Raw genomic sequence first — 13209 nt, forward strand, 5'->3', positions numbered from 1 at the left:
GCCGCCATGCCGGGTCACCGGCAGCGACTCGCCGGTCAGCGGCGCCTCGTCGAGGATCGCGGTGTCGCAGGCGGTCCCGTCCACCGGAACGACGTCGCCCAGTCGGACGAGGAGCCGGTCGCCGACGGCGATCTCGGTGATCGCCACGGTTTCCAGGGCGTTGCCCCGATACCGCAGGGCGCTGTGCGGCTGTCGGTCGAGCAGGGCCCTGGTGTCGCGGCTGGCGCGGCCGGAGGCGAAGGCCTCCAGCGCCTGCCCGCCCGCATACATCAGCGCGACCACGGCCGCCGCCAGCGTCTCGCCGACCGCCAGTGCCGAGGCCATGGCGAGCGCCGCGACGAGATCCAGTCCCCAATCGCCGCGCCGCAGGCCGCTGGCGATTTCCGCCGCGAGCACCACGAGAACCGGCACCACGCCGGCCCACCAGGCGATCGATGCGAGGTCGGGGCGCCCGGCCAGCCAGAGGATGCCGCCGGACGCAAAGCCGAGACTCGCCGCGGCGATCGGCAGAGCGTCGGCGAGGCCGAAGAGAGGTTGCCCTTTCCGTCGGCGGGAATCGGCGTGCCGAAGCGCTACCATGCAGGGTCCACCTTGCCGTTTGGAACGATCCGTCCGAAAGCGGCCGATCCGTCGCCCACCGATCGCCGGTCACGCCTGAATGCCGCCGATCGAAGCTGCGGGGAGCCTCGCGCCCCGTGCAAGGACTGCAAGCTCGTTGCTTCTGCTTGGCGCGCAGCGAGTCGAACTTTCCAGCTTCGACACGAGCGTACCGGGATTTGCGGTGTCTCGCCTTGATCCCCGTCAAGGCGAGACCATCCCGTTCGGCCGATGCTGGTGGAGAAACAGGAGGGTTCCGGACGATGAAACGCCGCATCCTGATCATCATCGGCCATCCCGATCCCGCCCCCGAACGGCTCTGCCGCGCGCTGGCGCAGGCCTATCGTGAAGGCGCGGAACTGGCGGGACATTCCGTCCGGGTGATCGACATCGCCGGGTTGGATGTGCCGGTGCTGCGAACGCAGGAGGATTTCCTCCACCAGGACGTTCCCGGCGCTCTGAAGTCCGCCGTGGACGCGATCGTCGAAGCCGATCATCTGGTCATCCTCTTCCCGCTCTGGCTGGGCACGATGCCCGCCCTCCTCAAGGCATTTTTCGAACAGATCATGCGGCCCGGCGTCGCCTTCTTCCATGCCGGAGGAAAGGCCGCCGGATTTCCGAAGGGAGCGCTCGGCGGCCGTTCGGCGCGGCTCGTCGTCACGATGGGCATGCCGGCGATGATCTACCGGTTGTGGTTCCGCGATCACGGCGTCGCATGTCTGCGCCGGAACATTCTCAACTTCGTCGGAATCCGCCCGGTGCGAGAGACCCTGTTCGGCATGGTCGACGCAGCGGACGCAGGGCAGCGGGAGACGTGGCTGAAGGACATGCGGCGGCTCGGGCAGCGTGCCGCCTGATCCTGCCCGCGCCACGTCGCCGCCCCGGGCCGGCCTTGACGCATCTGCCCGTCCTCCCGCTCGCCCGGCAGCATTTCTCGGCGCCGTCTGCGGCGGAGCCTTGCACGTCTTCCGTCCCGCCGTCGCCTTGACCCGCATCAAGGCGCCGCTGGCGCGAGCCCTGCATGTTGTGCCGATCCCGACGAGGAGGGGCCTGCGCGATCGGCGAGGTCATCCCTTCTCAGCTGGGTCTTCGAACTTGAGAGAAAGGCCGGAACGTCCATGAAATGGCAACATCGCATGATGCTCTGGGCGTTTGTCGGCCTCATGACGATCGACCCGCTGATGCGCGCGATCGACGCGGCGCCCTGGCTGGTCAGGCCGGCGACTGCCGAGTCGAGGCTGGAGACCCTGCTCGACCGGCTGCGCGGCAAGAAGCTGCCCGTCACGATCGCCAGTTCGAACGGCCGTATCGAGGCGCAGGAGGTCGACGTCGCCGCCAAATATTCCGGGCGCATTGCGGAGATGCCGGTCGAAGAGGGCGACACGGTCGAGGCCGGCCAGGTGATCGCCCGGCTCGACGACCGGGAATACCGCGCCCAGCTCCTGGGTGCGCAGGCCGAGGTGTTGCGGGCCGAAAGCGCCCTGGCCGAGGCCGAGGCACTGATCGCCCAGCGCGACAGCGAGACGGCGGTCGCCGAGGCGAGCTACAACCGCATCGTCGAACTCTTTCATTCCGGCCACACCAGCGCCCAGACCCTCGACGAGCGGCGCGGCGCGCTCAAGACGGCCCAGGCGGCGCAGCGCGCCGCGATCGCTGCCAAGGCGCAGGCCCGCTCGAGCATCGCCGCGGCCGAGGCCGAAGTCTCGCGGCTCAACGCCGTGGTCGGCGACATGGTGATCACCGCGCCGCGCCGCGGCCGTGTCCAGTACAAGCTCGCCCGCGCCGGCGAGGTGGTTGCGGCCGGCGCCCGGATCGCGACGCTGCTCGATCTCACCGACGTTTCGATGTCGCTCTATCTGCCCGCCACCGCGGCCGGCCGGGTCGCGGTCGGCGACGAGGCGCGGATCATCCTCGATCCCGCGCCCGACTACGTCATTCCCGCCCGTGTCACCTTCGTCTCGGCCGACGCCCAGTTCACGCCGAAAGCGGTCGAGACCGAGGAGGAGCGCGAGAAGCTGGTCTTCCGGGTGAAGATCCAGATCCCGCGCGAGCTGCTCGCGCGCTTCGAGCGGCAGGTGAAGGGCGGCGTGCGGGGTGTCGGCTACGTGCGCACCGATCCCGCCGCCGCCTGGCCGGAGCAGCTCCAGGTGAAGCTGCCGCAATGACGGGCGGCGTGGTCATCGAACTCTCCGGCGTGACGCATCGCTACGGGCAAAGCCTTGCGCTCGACCGTCTCGATCTCGCCATCCCGTCCGGCGTGATGGCCGGGCTGATCGGGCCGGACGGCGTCGGCAAGTCGACGCTGCTGGCGCTGGCGGGCGGCGTGCGCAGCATCCAGACCGGCCGGGTGACGACGCTCGGCGGCGACATGGCCGATGCCGGGCAGCGCCGTCTTTCGGCGCCGCGCATCGCCTACATGCCGCAAGGGCTCGGCCGCAATCTCTATCCGACCCTCAGCGTGAGGGAGAATCTCGACTTCTTCGGCCGGCTGTTCGGCCATTCCGCCGCCGAGCGGCAGCGGCGGATCACCGAGCTTCTCGCCGCCACCGGCCTGTCGCCCTTCGTCGACCGGCCGGCCGGCAAGCTCTCCGGCGGCATGAAGCAGAAGCTGGCGCTTTGCTGCGCGCTGATCCACGACCCGGACCTTCTGATCCTCGACGAGCCGACGACCGGCGTCGACCCCTTGTCGCGGCGGCAGTTCTGGGATCTGATCGACACGATCCGCGCCCGCCGTCCCGGCATGAGCGTCGTCGTCGCCACCGCCTATATGGACGAGGCCGGGCGTTTCGACTGGCTGGCGGCGATGCATGCCGGCCGGGTCATCGCCACCGGAACGCCGGCCGAGATCCGCGCCAAGGCCGGAAGAGCCTGCCTCGAAGCCGCCTTCATCTCGCTTTTGCCGGAAGACCTTCGCGCCGGCCACGTGCCGGTCGTCGTCCCGCCGCGCCCGACCGCCGGCGATGGCATCCCGGCGATCGAGGCGGACGGGCTGACCTGCCGGTTCGGCGACTTCACCGCCGTCGACCATGTCAGCTTCCGCATCGAGCGCGGCGAGATCTTCGGCTTCATCGGCTCCAACGGCTGCGGCAAGACGACGACGATGAAGATGCTGACCGGTCTGTTGCAGCCGACCGAGGGCTCGTCGCGGCTGTTCGGCCGGCCGATGGACGCCCGCGACATGGAGACCCGCCGCCATGTCGGCTACATGTCGCAGAGCTTCTCGCTCTATGAGGAGCTGACCGTTCGGCAGAATCTCGATCTCCACGCGCGGCTGTTCCATGTGCCCTCGGCCGAGGTCGGCGACCGCATCGAGGTGATGCTGGAGCGTTACGGCCTCGTCGACGATGCCGACCGCAAGCCCGACGGCCTGCCGCTCGGCATCCGCCAGCGGCTGCAGCTTGCCGTCGCGTCCATCCACCGTCCGGCCGTGCTGATCCTCGACGAGCCGACCTCCGGCGTCGATCCGATCGCCCGCGACAGCTTCTGGCGCAGCCTCGTCCAGCTGTCGCGCGAAGACGGTGTGACGATCTTCATCTCGACCCACTTCATGAACGAGGCCGAGCGCTGCGACCGCATCTCGCTGATGCATGCGGGCCGGGTGCTGGCGGTCGGCGAGCCGCAGGAGCTGGTGGCAGAGCGTCGCGCGGCGTCGCTGGAAGACGCCTTCATCGGCTATATCGCCGAGGCGACCGGCCCTGCAGCGGCGGCCGATGCCGCAGCCACGCCGGCGGCTGCCGAACCGCCCCGGCCAACGACACCGCCGCGACGCTTCTCGCCCCAGCGCCTGTGGGCCTACACGCTGCGCGAATCGCTGGAGCTGACGCGCGATCGCATCCGCCTGTTCTTCGCCCTCGCCGGGCCGATCATTCTGTTGATCACCTTCGGCTACGGCATCTCCTTCGACGTCGAGGACCTGCGCTTTGCCGCCTTCGATCAGGACCAGACCCCCGAAAGCCGCGAGGTCGTCGAGCAGTTCTCGAGTTCGCGCTACTTCGAGGAACGACCGGCGATCAGCTCCGCCGCGGAGATGGCGGCGCGGCTGAAGGCCGGCGAGCTCGGCTTCGTCGTGGAGATCCCCGATGGCTACGGACGCGATCTGGTTTCCGGGCATCGGCCGCAACTCTCCGTCACGCTCGACGGCGCCATGCCGTTTCGCGCCGAGAGCGCGCGCGGCTACGTCCTCGGCGTGGCCAACGCCTATGCCGCAACCGTTGCGGCGAGAAGCGGCGAACCGCTTGCGGAGGCCTACTCGCTGCTGCCGCGGCTGCGCTACAATCAGGCGTTTCGCAGCGTCAATGCCACAGTGCCGAGCGTCATCATGCTGATGCTGGTCCTGATCCCGGCGATCATGGCGGCCGTCGGTGTCGTGCGCGAGAAGGAGACCGGATCGATCGCCAATCTGCGGGCGACGCCGATCACCAAGGTGGAGTTTCTCCTCGGCAAGCAGCTTCCCTATGTCGCGATCAGCCTCGTCAGCGCGGCGACCCTGGTGCTGATCGCGCTTTTCCTGTTTCAGGTGCCGTTCCGGGGGTCGTTGACGCTGCTTTCGGCGGCGACCGTCCTCTACGTCGCGGCGACCACCGGCTTCGGCCAGTTCCTGTCCTGCTTCACCCGCACCCAGGTCGCCGCCATCTTCGCCACCGCCATCCTGTCGGTCATCCCGGCGGTGAACTTTTCCGGCCTGATCGTCCCGGTCTCCTCGCTCGAGGGATTCGGGCGATATGTCGGCCTCGCCTTCCCTTCGGCCTGGTATCAACCGATCACCAGCGGCGCCTTCACCAAGGGCCTCGGCTGGGCCGATCTGTGGCCCAACCTCCTGGCGCTCGCGGGCTTTGCCCTCGCCTTTCTCCTGCTGTCGCAAATTGCGCTGAAGAAGCAGGAGCGCTGACGATGCGGCACGCTATCGCCAACGTCCTCCGGCTGATCGGCAAGGAACTCCACAGCATCCGCGCCGATCCGGTGATGCTGATCCTCCTCGTCTATTCCTTCACCGTGGCGATCTACCTCGTCTCCAACGACGCATCGACCGAGGTGCGCCACGTCGCCGTCGCCATCGTCGACGAGGACCGCTCGCAGCTCTCGCGCCGTCTCGCCGACGCCATCCGACCGCCGGAATTCCAGCCGCCCGAGGCCATCACCGCGGATGCGGTCGAGGCCGCGTTGAACGCCGACCGGTTCATCTTCGTCCTGCATGTTCCGCCGCGTTTCGAAGCCGATCTCCTGGCCGGACGCAGGCCCGAACTCCTCCTCGAAATCGATGCGACGGCCATGGCCCAGGCCGGCAACGGCGCCACTGACCTGCAGAGCGTCGTCTCGGGCGAGATCGCCGACTTCTTGAGCGGCGAGGCGGCAAAGGCGCAGGGCCCGGTCGATCTCGTGGTTCGCGCCTGGTTCAACCCCAATCTGGAGACGGTCTGGTTCGGCGCAGTGATGCAGGTGATGAACAACATCACCATGCTGACGCTCATCCTCGCCGGCGCCGCGCTGATCCGCGAGCGCGAGCACGGGACGGTGGAGCATCTCCTGGTCATGCCGGTGACGCCCAGCCAGATCGTCCTGTCGAAGATCCTGGCCAACGGGCTGGTGATCGTCGTCGCTGCGGCGCTGTCCCTCGTCTTCCTGGTCCACATTGCGCTCGGCGTGCCCATCGCCGGCTCGATGTCGCTGTTTCTCGCCGGCACCGCGCTTTATACGGTGACGGTGGCCTCGCTCGGCATCCTGCTCGCCACCTTCTCCACATCCATGGGGCAGTTCGGCCTGCTGGTGATCCCGGTCATGGTGGTGCTGAACCTCCTGTCGGGCGGCATGACGCCGCTCGAGAGCATGCCGGGCTGGCTGCGCCTGACGATGCAGGTGATCGGACCCTCGCCGCATTTCGTCGCCTTCACCCAGGGCGTGCTCTATCGCGGCGCCGGCCTCGGCACCGTCTGGCCGGACCTCCTCGCCTTCATGGCACAGGGCGCGGTGTTCTACGTCCTGTCGCTGCTGCGCTTCCGGAGCGTCCTGGCGCGGATCTGATGAGGGGGATCCCGACAGGCTGCCCCTCGCCGACGTCGCGGCGATCCTGCGCCGATGGAAGCGGAACATGACCCGGGCGCCGGCCTTCATCCTGCCACCCCACTCCCGCAGGCCGGCGGCAACGCGGATCTCGCCGGCGTTGATCAGGATCAAGGATGCCGGGGCGAGGATCCGACAGTCTGGCCGCATCTGCCAACCGAGCGAGATCAAGCCATGCTGAAATTCAAGCGACCGCGCATCATGATGCGTCGCCTTGCAGGCCCGCAAGCGAGCTCGACGCCTCACCGTTGGAGTCACGGGTCCGAAAGCGAACCGCAGCTTTCAGAAGTGCTCGACGATCCGATCATCCAGGTTCTGATGAGCCGCGACCAGGTTCTGCGCGAGGACATCGAGGCGATCGCGCGGCTCCAGTCCGGCTGACGGGCATGCGGCCGACAGGCCAGCGGGCGGGTCAGCGCAGGCTGGCGATATAGGCGACGAGATCGCCGATCTCGCGCCGCGTCAGGCCGGGATCGGCCATCAGCGGATGCGGATCGGCGAGAATGGCTTCAAGCGGCTGGAGGTCGCTACCCGCCTCTTCGGCGATGGCCCTGAAGGTCAAGACGTCGGCGCTTGCCGACGTCTGTTGCGGCGAGACGACATGGCAGGCGGCGCTAAGCGATCCGCCGGTCGCTCGCCGGGTCCCCGTTCGTTTCGGCATCGGCTGCCCCGGGTACAACGAGGCCGCAAAGCAGCGTGAGAGCGACCCCTCCAGCGCCAGATGGTTCAGATGCTCGGCGAGCGCGGCCGCAAAGCCGTCTTCGGCGCTCCGGCCGGAATCCGGCTCGGCGGAACCCTGCCGGTGCCTCGCCCCCGAGCCGGGGTTCTTGGCGACGATGTCGGGGTCATCGCAGGCGACGAGGTCGACATGCGGCTCGGCGCCCCTGTTGCGGAAGAGTGTCAACGTCGCGCCACCGGCCACAGCGACGATGGTGCCATTGGGCAGAATCATGGGTAACCGGTCTTCGTTCGGCACGCTGTCATGCCGTGCGCCCGATGACGCCACACCGGCCACCACTGCGTATTGCGCAAGATGAAATCAGCAGCTCGCAGCGGCCGGATGGGCCGGCCACACGCCCTGGAGCGCCTTCCTCAAGGCGCCGCGCATCTCGCGCGTCTCGCCGGAAGCGATGTGCTCGTCGATCAGCTTGAGAACCGCCGCGACCTCCTCGTCCGGAAAATCGGGAAGATCCTCGGGGCATTCTGCCTGCACCCTGGCGAAGAAATCCTCCCGGGCCCGGTCGACCACCGGGAGCGCTGCAGGATCCCACCCTTCGAACAGGATGCCCCGGACGACGAGCGGCAACTGAGCGGAAAAGTCCGCGAGTTCGTCGGGCGACAGCCAGTCGCGAAGAGTGTGCAGCACTGCCCGCAGCAGATGGTAGCCGCGCTTGTCGTTCTCCCAGTCGAGGTCATCGCACAGCGTGTTCACCCAATGCTGCGCTTCTTCGGCATGGTGCGTGAAGGTGTGAAGGGTCCTGTGGCTCATGGCACAGCCTCGTCCGTGTGAATGCCCGCCAAGTTGCACCGCGTTTCGATGCCCCGCCTTGAGCAGGATCAATCCGCACGGCGAATGCGGGCGCGATTTCTCGGAAAGGTGACGAAATTCCGGTCGGTGTTCCGCCGAGCGAGGCATGTCGGCATCGCATCAGCCACAGCCGGAGGAGGCCGGCGTCTCATCCATCTGCGACCGGCATGTCGATCCGGCAGCGCAGCCCGGCCGGATCGAAGTCCATCGCCACGTCCGCACCCCGCAGTCTCAGCATCCGCTCGATCAGGGTGGACCCGAAGCCGCGGTGAACCGGCGGCGACACGGGCGGGCCGCCATGTTCCGACCAGTCGAGGATCACCCGCTCCTTCGCCGCCGACGAGACAGGACGCCATTTGAGCTCGATCCGGCCCTCGGGCCGGCGAAGCGCACCGTATTTCACCGCATTCGTTCCAAGCTCGTGGATCACCAGACCAAGCGCGATGCCGGCGCCGGGATCGAGCCTGATCGCCGGCCCCGAGGCCATGACTGCCGCGCAACTGGGATAACCGTAAGCGAGGAGTTCGGCGTGGACGAGTTCGGCGACGGTCGTGCCGGTCCATTTGCTGTCGACCAGCAGCCGATGCGCCTCGCAGAGCGCACCGATCCGCTCGAGGAGCGAGCGCTTGTATTCCTTGACGGAATGCTCCCGTTCGCCGCTCATCGAAACGATCGCGTTCACCAGTGCCAGGAGATTCTTCATCCGGTGGTTCAGCTCCGCCGTGATCAGTCGCGCCTGCTCCTCGGCATTTCGCCGTTCGGTCACGTCGCGAAGGACGACGGTCAAGATCGCAACGCCATCGACCAGCGAGCGCGACAACGTGGCCTCCAGCGGAAATTCCTCGCCGTTTGCGCGCCGGCCGAAGACCGGGCGCCGGTTTCCCATCAGACGCGCCTGCGTCGAGGGATTCTCAGCGAACCGCCGCACCGCTTCGGCATGCCGCGCTTCCACGCGATGCGGGACGAGCATTTCGATCGGCCGACCGAACACGTCCTGCGCCGCGACGCCGAAGATCTCTTCCGCGGCGCGATTGAATGACAGGATGCGGCCGCTCGCATCCGTCGTGATGACCCCGTCCCCGACGATCTTCAGGATGTCGTCGGCGGTGGGAACGAAGGTCGTCGCGGGACCGGCTGGCCCGCGCCCGGCGATTGGCGTGGCAGAGCCGGGATCGTCGGCTTCGTCGCGATCGGGTTTCACCATGGCGCGCCGATCTCCCCTCGAGCCATCTGCGTTTCCGCGAGGTTAGAGACACCTGCCAATGATCGCCCCGCCTTGATCCGCGTCAAAGCAGGACCGTGCGGAGCGTGTGCGATGTCCAGGATCGCGTCCGCCGCTCCGTGCCGCGGCCGTTTCAAGCGACGACGCGAGGCGACTTTGCGGGAACGCGGGGTGATGGGACGGCGTGAATGACCGCGATGGGCATCGAAGACGACGGACAACCGGCAGCCGGCGACGGGAACCGGCGGACAGGCTGCGGCGGGACGATCCCTCCCACCCTCTGGGGCCTCGTCCGGCGATGCGGCTTCGCCGAACAGCTCTGGCTGGTCGTGCTGTCGATCGTCGTCTTCGTGCTCAGCCTCGCACCGCTGGAACTGCAGCGCCGGATCGTCAACGGTGCGACAGATGGCGACAGCCTGGTGCAGATCCTTCAGCTCGCCGGCCTCTACGCCGCCACTGCCATCACGCTGGGTCTCCTGAAGCTCGCCATGAACGTCTATCGCGGACGGGTCAGCGAGAATGCCGTGCGCTGGCTGCGCGCGGCGATCCTGCGGGCCGTCGGGCATTCCGGTTCGCATCACGCCCGGCCCATCGCCGCCGGCGTCGAGGTTTCTCTCGTCCTCAACGAGGTCGAACCGATCGGCAGCTTCGTCGGCGTCAGCCTGTCCGAGCCGCTGCTCAAGGGCGGCATCCTCGTCTCCACCTTCGCCTATCTCGCCTATCTCGAGCCGATGATGGCACTTGTGGCGCTGGCGATCCTCTCGCCACAATTCGTCTTCGTCCCGATCATGCAGAAGGCGATCAACGAGCGGGTCGGCAGGCGCATTGCGACGCTTCGCATGCTCAGCGCCGAGATCGTCGATGAACCGCGGGATGTCGATGCGGCCGAAGCGATCTACGACCGGCAGATCAACGGCGTGTTCGCGCTGAACATGGGCGTCTTCAAGCTGAAATACTCGATGAATTTCCTGATGAACCTCATGCATCACCTGGGCGTCGCCTCGGTCCTGGCACTCGGCGGCTATTACGTCGTCATTGGTACCACCGAAGTCGGTACCATCCTGGCCTTCATCTCCGGTCTTTCGCAGATCAATGCCCCCTGGGGGGACGTCGTCGACTGGTACCGCGAACTCAAGGTCACCCAGACGAAATACGCGATGATCACGCTCGTCCTGTCGGTCGTGAACGATCCGTTGCCGCCAGAGCCCCCGCCCCCCTCCGCCATCGTGGCGAGCGGCTGAGGCTTGCGAGTTGCCGCCGTCTCGATACGGACCCTGGGTCCGGGATCGGGCCTGCCCGATGGGCGCGTCGTCATTCCGAGTTCGGCCTGCCATCGCCGCCATATTTCCATCCTCGGCGGGATACCGGCACGCATCCCGATGGACGGCCGGCGCCTACCAAAACCGTCACCGAACTCGATCGGGAGGACTCCGCTTCCGCCCGCCTCACTCGACGCCCGGATCGCCCGCTTCGGCCAGCTTGCGGGCGTGGTATTTCTGGAAGTGCTCGTCGCTCTCGTAGCCCTTCTCGAACACCCATTCGAACATGTGGAGAAAGGTCATCTTGCCGAAGGCTCCCGGCATGGTCGAAACGGCGGCCTGCGACGCCGTTTCGCCCTCGGGCGCGACGTCCGGCATGAACAGGATGGTCGGGGTGAAGACGACGCCCCAGCGCCGCGCGGCGGTCTTTTCCGTCAGCGTCTCGCCGTCGAGATCGACCACCTCCTCGTCGCCGAAGAGATTGTACTGGACGACCTTGAAGTGGTCGCGGACATAGTCGCGGACCGCCGGATCGGCGAGGAGTTCCTCGTGCATCTTCTTGCAGTAGATGCAGCCGCGCTGCTCGAAGACGATGGCGAGGCGCTTGCCCTCGTCCCTCGCCGTTTCGATGTCGTCGCCGACATCCTTGAAGGTGACCGCGAACCAGTCCTCCTTGTGCAGCCCGTCGTCGCCGATCTCGGCCGCGAGCGCGCCCGGCGCCGCCAGCAGCGCCAGGCCTGCGAGAAATGCCAGTCGCTTGAACATCGTCCCATTCCTCCGTTCGTCAGGGTTCAGCCGATCGTCGCAAAGATCGGAAAGGTTTCGAGCAGCCAGTAGGAGATCGTCGCCATCTGGCCGGTGACGAAGAGCAGGCCGGTGACGACCAGCGCCCCGCCCATGATCTTCTCCACCAGCGCCATGTGGCGGCGGAACTTCGCGGCGAAGTCGAGAAAGCGGGTCGCAAAGAGCGCCGCCAGGACGAAGGGCACGCCCATGCCGAGGGAATAGGTGGCGAGCAGCCCACCGCCCCTGAGCGCGGTATCCTGGGAAGCTGCCACGAAGAGGATCGCCGCCAGAACCGGACCGACGCAGGGCGTCCAGCCGAAGGCGAAGGCGAGCCCCATGAAATAGGCGCCGAGCGGCCCCGCCGGCTTCTTCGCGACGTTCACCCGAGCCTCGCGATAGAGCAGAGCCAGCCTGAAGACGCCGAGGAAATGCAGACCCATCGCGATGATAAGGACGCCGGCGACCACCGAGAGCACGTCAAACCACTGCGCGATCGCCTGGCCGACGACGCTCGCCGTCGCGCCCAGCGCGACGAAGACGGTCGAAAAGCCGAGGACGAAGGCGACCGACGCGATCAGGATGCGCCGCGCCAGCGCCGGGTCTTGCCCCTCCGCCCTGATCTGGTCGAAGCTCAACCCCGCCAGAAAGGCGAGATAGGGCGGAACGATCGGCAGGACGCAGGGCGAGACGAAGGACAGAACGCCGGCGAGCAACGCCGCGCCGAAGCCGACATCGAGCATTTCGGACGTTTCCCACGGCGAGCATGAATGTGGCCCGCATGCATCTCGCCAACGGCACTGCGGATCTTATAGATAGAAGAATGCATATGTTTTCATCTATTGGCAAGCTGCCGATCCGGCGAGGCCGGCAGACACCCCTGCCGGCCGCAATCCTCGCCCTCCTGGCCATTCTGGCGGGCTCCGCGACGACGCAGTCCGCGACAGCCGCCGAGCTGTTGATGCTCGAGCGGCCGGGTTGTCCCTGGTGCAAGCGCTTCGACGCAGAGATCGCGCCGGCCTATGCGAAGACGGACGAAGGCCGGCGCGCGCCGCTCCGACGCATCGACGTCACCCGGCCATGGCCGGCGGATCTTGCGGCGATCGCCCGGGAGCGGCTGACGCCGACCTTCGTTCTCGTCGCGGAGGGGGTGGAAGTCGGCCGCCTGCGCGGCTATCCGGGAGACGAGTTCTTCTGGGTGCTCCTCGCCGACATGCTGGCGAATCTCCCGCAGACCACCACATCCGGGGTGTCGGAAACACAAGGCCAGCCACGTTGACGTCGCAACCCGCCCCCCTCGCGCTCCCGAAATTCGACCCTTCCACCTCGCCGGAAGAGCGGGCCGCCTTCTTCGAGCAAGCCAAGAAGGCGAGCGACCTGTTGAAGGCGATGTCGCACGAGACGCGCCTCGTCATCCTGTGCCTGTTGTCGGAAGGCGAGCGCTCGGTCGGCGAGATCGAGACGATCCTCGACATGCCCCAGGCGGCGGTATCGCAACAACTGGCGCGGCTGCGATTCGACCGGCTGGTGACGACCCGCCGCGAGGGCCGGACGATCTATTACAGCCTGACCAGCGACGAGGTGACGGGCCTCATCGGCACGCTCTACGACCTGTTTTGCGCCCCGGTGCGCGGGGCCGGCAGACGCGAATGAAGCCGGTGTTGCCGGATCTCGGGTGCACGCCGCGCTTGCAGCCTCGCTAGCAGAGGCATAGCCTCACCTTCGAGCGCCTCGCCCAAGAAGGCGCCGGGAGGCACCACGTC

General features: G+C 67.4%; 13 protein-coding genes and 1 pseudogene. 8 read left to right on the plus strand and 6 right to left on the minus strand.

All coding sequences use genetic code 11. The features are described 5' to 3' along the window. Nucleotides 1-579, minus strand: a pseudogene (locus tag ATO4_RS20620) (heavy metal translocating P-type ATPase); the annotation flags it as partial. Between the two features lie 281 nt (nt 580-860). Between ATO4_RS20620 and ATO4_RS20625 the strand changes: the two are divergent. The 5 genes from ATO4_RS20625 (at nt 861) to ATO4_RS27360 (ending at nt 7035) form a co-directional block, all read left to right on the plus strand. Further along, a complete protein-coding gene (locus tag ATO4_RS20625; protein WP_083593665.1) occupies nt 861-1454 on the plus strand; it encodes an NAD(P)H-dependent oxidoreductase in 594 nt (197 codons plus the stop codon). A 261-nt stretch (nt 1455-1715) separates the two neighbouring features. Further along, on the plus strand, nt 1716-2762 hold the full coding sequence (locus ATO4_RS20630; protein ID WP_245308861.1) for an HlyD family efflux transporter periplasmic adaptor subunit: 1047 nt from the start codon (nt 1716-1718) through the stop codon (nt 2760-2762). After that, nucleotides 2759-5485, plus strand: a complete 2727-nt coding sequence (gene rbbA / locus ATO4_RS20635; RefSeq protein ID WP_083593667.1) for a ribosome-associated ATPase/putative transporter RbbA — start codon at nt 2759-2761, stop codon at nt 5483-5485. Before ATO4_RS20630 ends, rbbA begins: the two co-directional genes overlap by 4 nt. Before the next feature lie 2 nt (nt 5486-5487). Further along, nucleotides 5488-6615 (plus strand): ABC transporter permease, encoded by a 1128-nt coding sequence (locus tag ATO4_RS20640; RefSeq protein ID WP_083593668.1) that lies wholly within the window; start codon nt 5488-5490, stop codon nt 6613-6615. A gap of 54 nt (nt 6616-6669) precedes the next feature. Beyond that, entirely contained in the window at nt 6670-7035 is a 366-nt protein-coding gene (locus ATO4_RS27360; protein ID WP_139802587.1) for a hypothetical protein, read from the plus strand. 31 nt (nt 7036-7066) lie between these two features. Here ATO4_RS27360 and ATO4_RS20645 read toward each other — a convergent pair whose 3' ends face one another. The 3 genes from ATO4_RS20645 to ATO4_RS20655 form a co-directional block, all read right to left on the minus strand. Beyond that, nucleotides 7067-7606 carry a hypothetical protein gene (locus tag ATO4_RS20645; protein ID WP_083593670.1) on the minus strand — a complete coding sequence of 180 codons (540 nt, stop codon included), beginning with the start codon at nt 7604-7606 and terminating at the stop codon, nt 7067-7069. A gap of 87 nt (nt 7607-7693) precedes the next feature. Then, nucleotides 7694-8143, minus strand: a complete 450-nt coding sequence (locus tag ATO4_RS20650) for a DUF2267 domain-containing protein (RefSeq protein WP_083593672.1) — start codon at nt 8141-8143, stop codon at nt 7694-7696. A 187-nt stretch (nt 8144-8330) separates the two neighbouring features. Further along, the gene (locus tag ATO4_RS20655) at nt 8331-9386 is read right to left on the minus strand and encodes an HWE histidine kinase domain-containing protein (RefSeq protein ID WP_083593673.1); all 1056 of its coding nucleotides are present in this window, start codon (nt 9384-9386) and stop codon (nt 8331-8333) included. A gap of 206 nt (nt 9387-9592) precedes the next feature. On the opposite strand from ATO4_RS20655, the gene ATO4_RS20660 reads away from it, so the two are divergent. Beyond that, nucleotides 9593-10645 (plus strand): ABC transporter transmembrane domain-containing protein, encoded by a 1053-nt coding sequence (locus ATO4_RS20660; RefSeq protein ID WP_083593675.1) that lies wholly within the window; start codon nt 9593-9595, stop codon nt 10643-10645. A 204-nt stretch (nt 10646-10849) separates the two neighbouring features. Here the strand turns inward: ATO4_RS20660 and ATO4_RS20665 are convergent, their stop codons facing one another. After that, the gene (locus ATO4_RS20665; protein ID WP_083593677.1) at nt 10850-11428 is read right to left on the minus strand and encodes a thioredoxin family protein; all 579 of its coding nucleotides are present in this window, start codon (nt 11426-11428) and stop codon (nt 10850-10852) included. A gap of 26 nt (nt 11429-11454) precedes the next feature. Next, nucleotides 11455-12189 (minus strand): cytochrome c biogenesis protein CcdA, encoded by a 735-nt coding sequence (locus ATO4_RS20670; RefSeq protein WP_083593679.1) that lies wholly within the window; start codon nt 12187-12189, stop codon nt 11455-11457. An 86-nt stretch (nt 12190-12275) separates the two neighbouring features. Here ATO4_RS20670 and ATO4_RS20675 point away from each other — a divergent pair, with 86 nt between their 5' ends. Both ATO4_RS20675 and ATO4_RS20680 read left to right on the plus strand, forming a co-directional pair. Continuing rightward, a complete protein-coding gene (locus tag ATO4_RS20675) occupies nt 12276-12725 on the plus strand; it encodes a transcriptional regulator (protein ID WP_083593680.1) in 450 nt (149 codons plus the stop codon). After that, nucleotides 12722-13099: a metalloregulator ArsR/SmtB family transcription factor gene (locus ATO4_RS20680; RefSeq protein WP_139802588.1), complete on the plus strand. Its 378-nt coding sequence runs from the start codon at nt 12722-12724 to the stop codon at nt 13097-13099. The genes ATO4_RS20675 and ATO4_RS20680 overlap by 4 nt, the downstream gene beginning before the upstream one ends. Nucleotides 13100-13209 lie beyond the last annotated feature (110 nt).

Origin of the sequence: Aurantimonas sp. 22II-16-19i (genome assembly GCF_002088275.1) — a bacterium.
GTDB lineage: Bacteria > Pseudomonadota > Alphaproteobacteria > Rhizobiales > Rhizobiaceae > Jiella.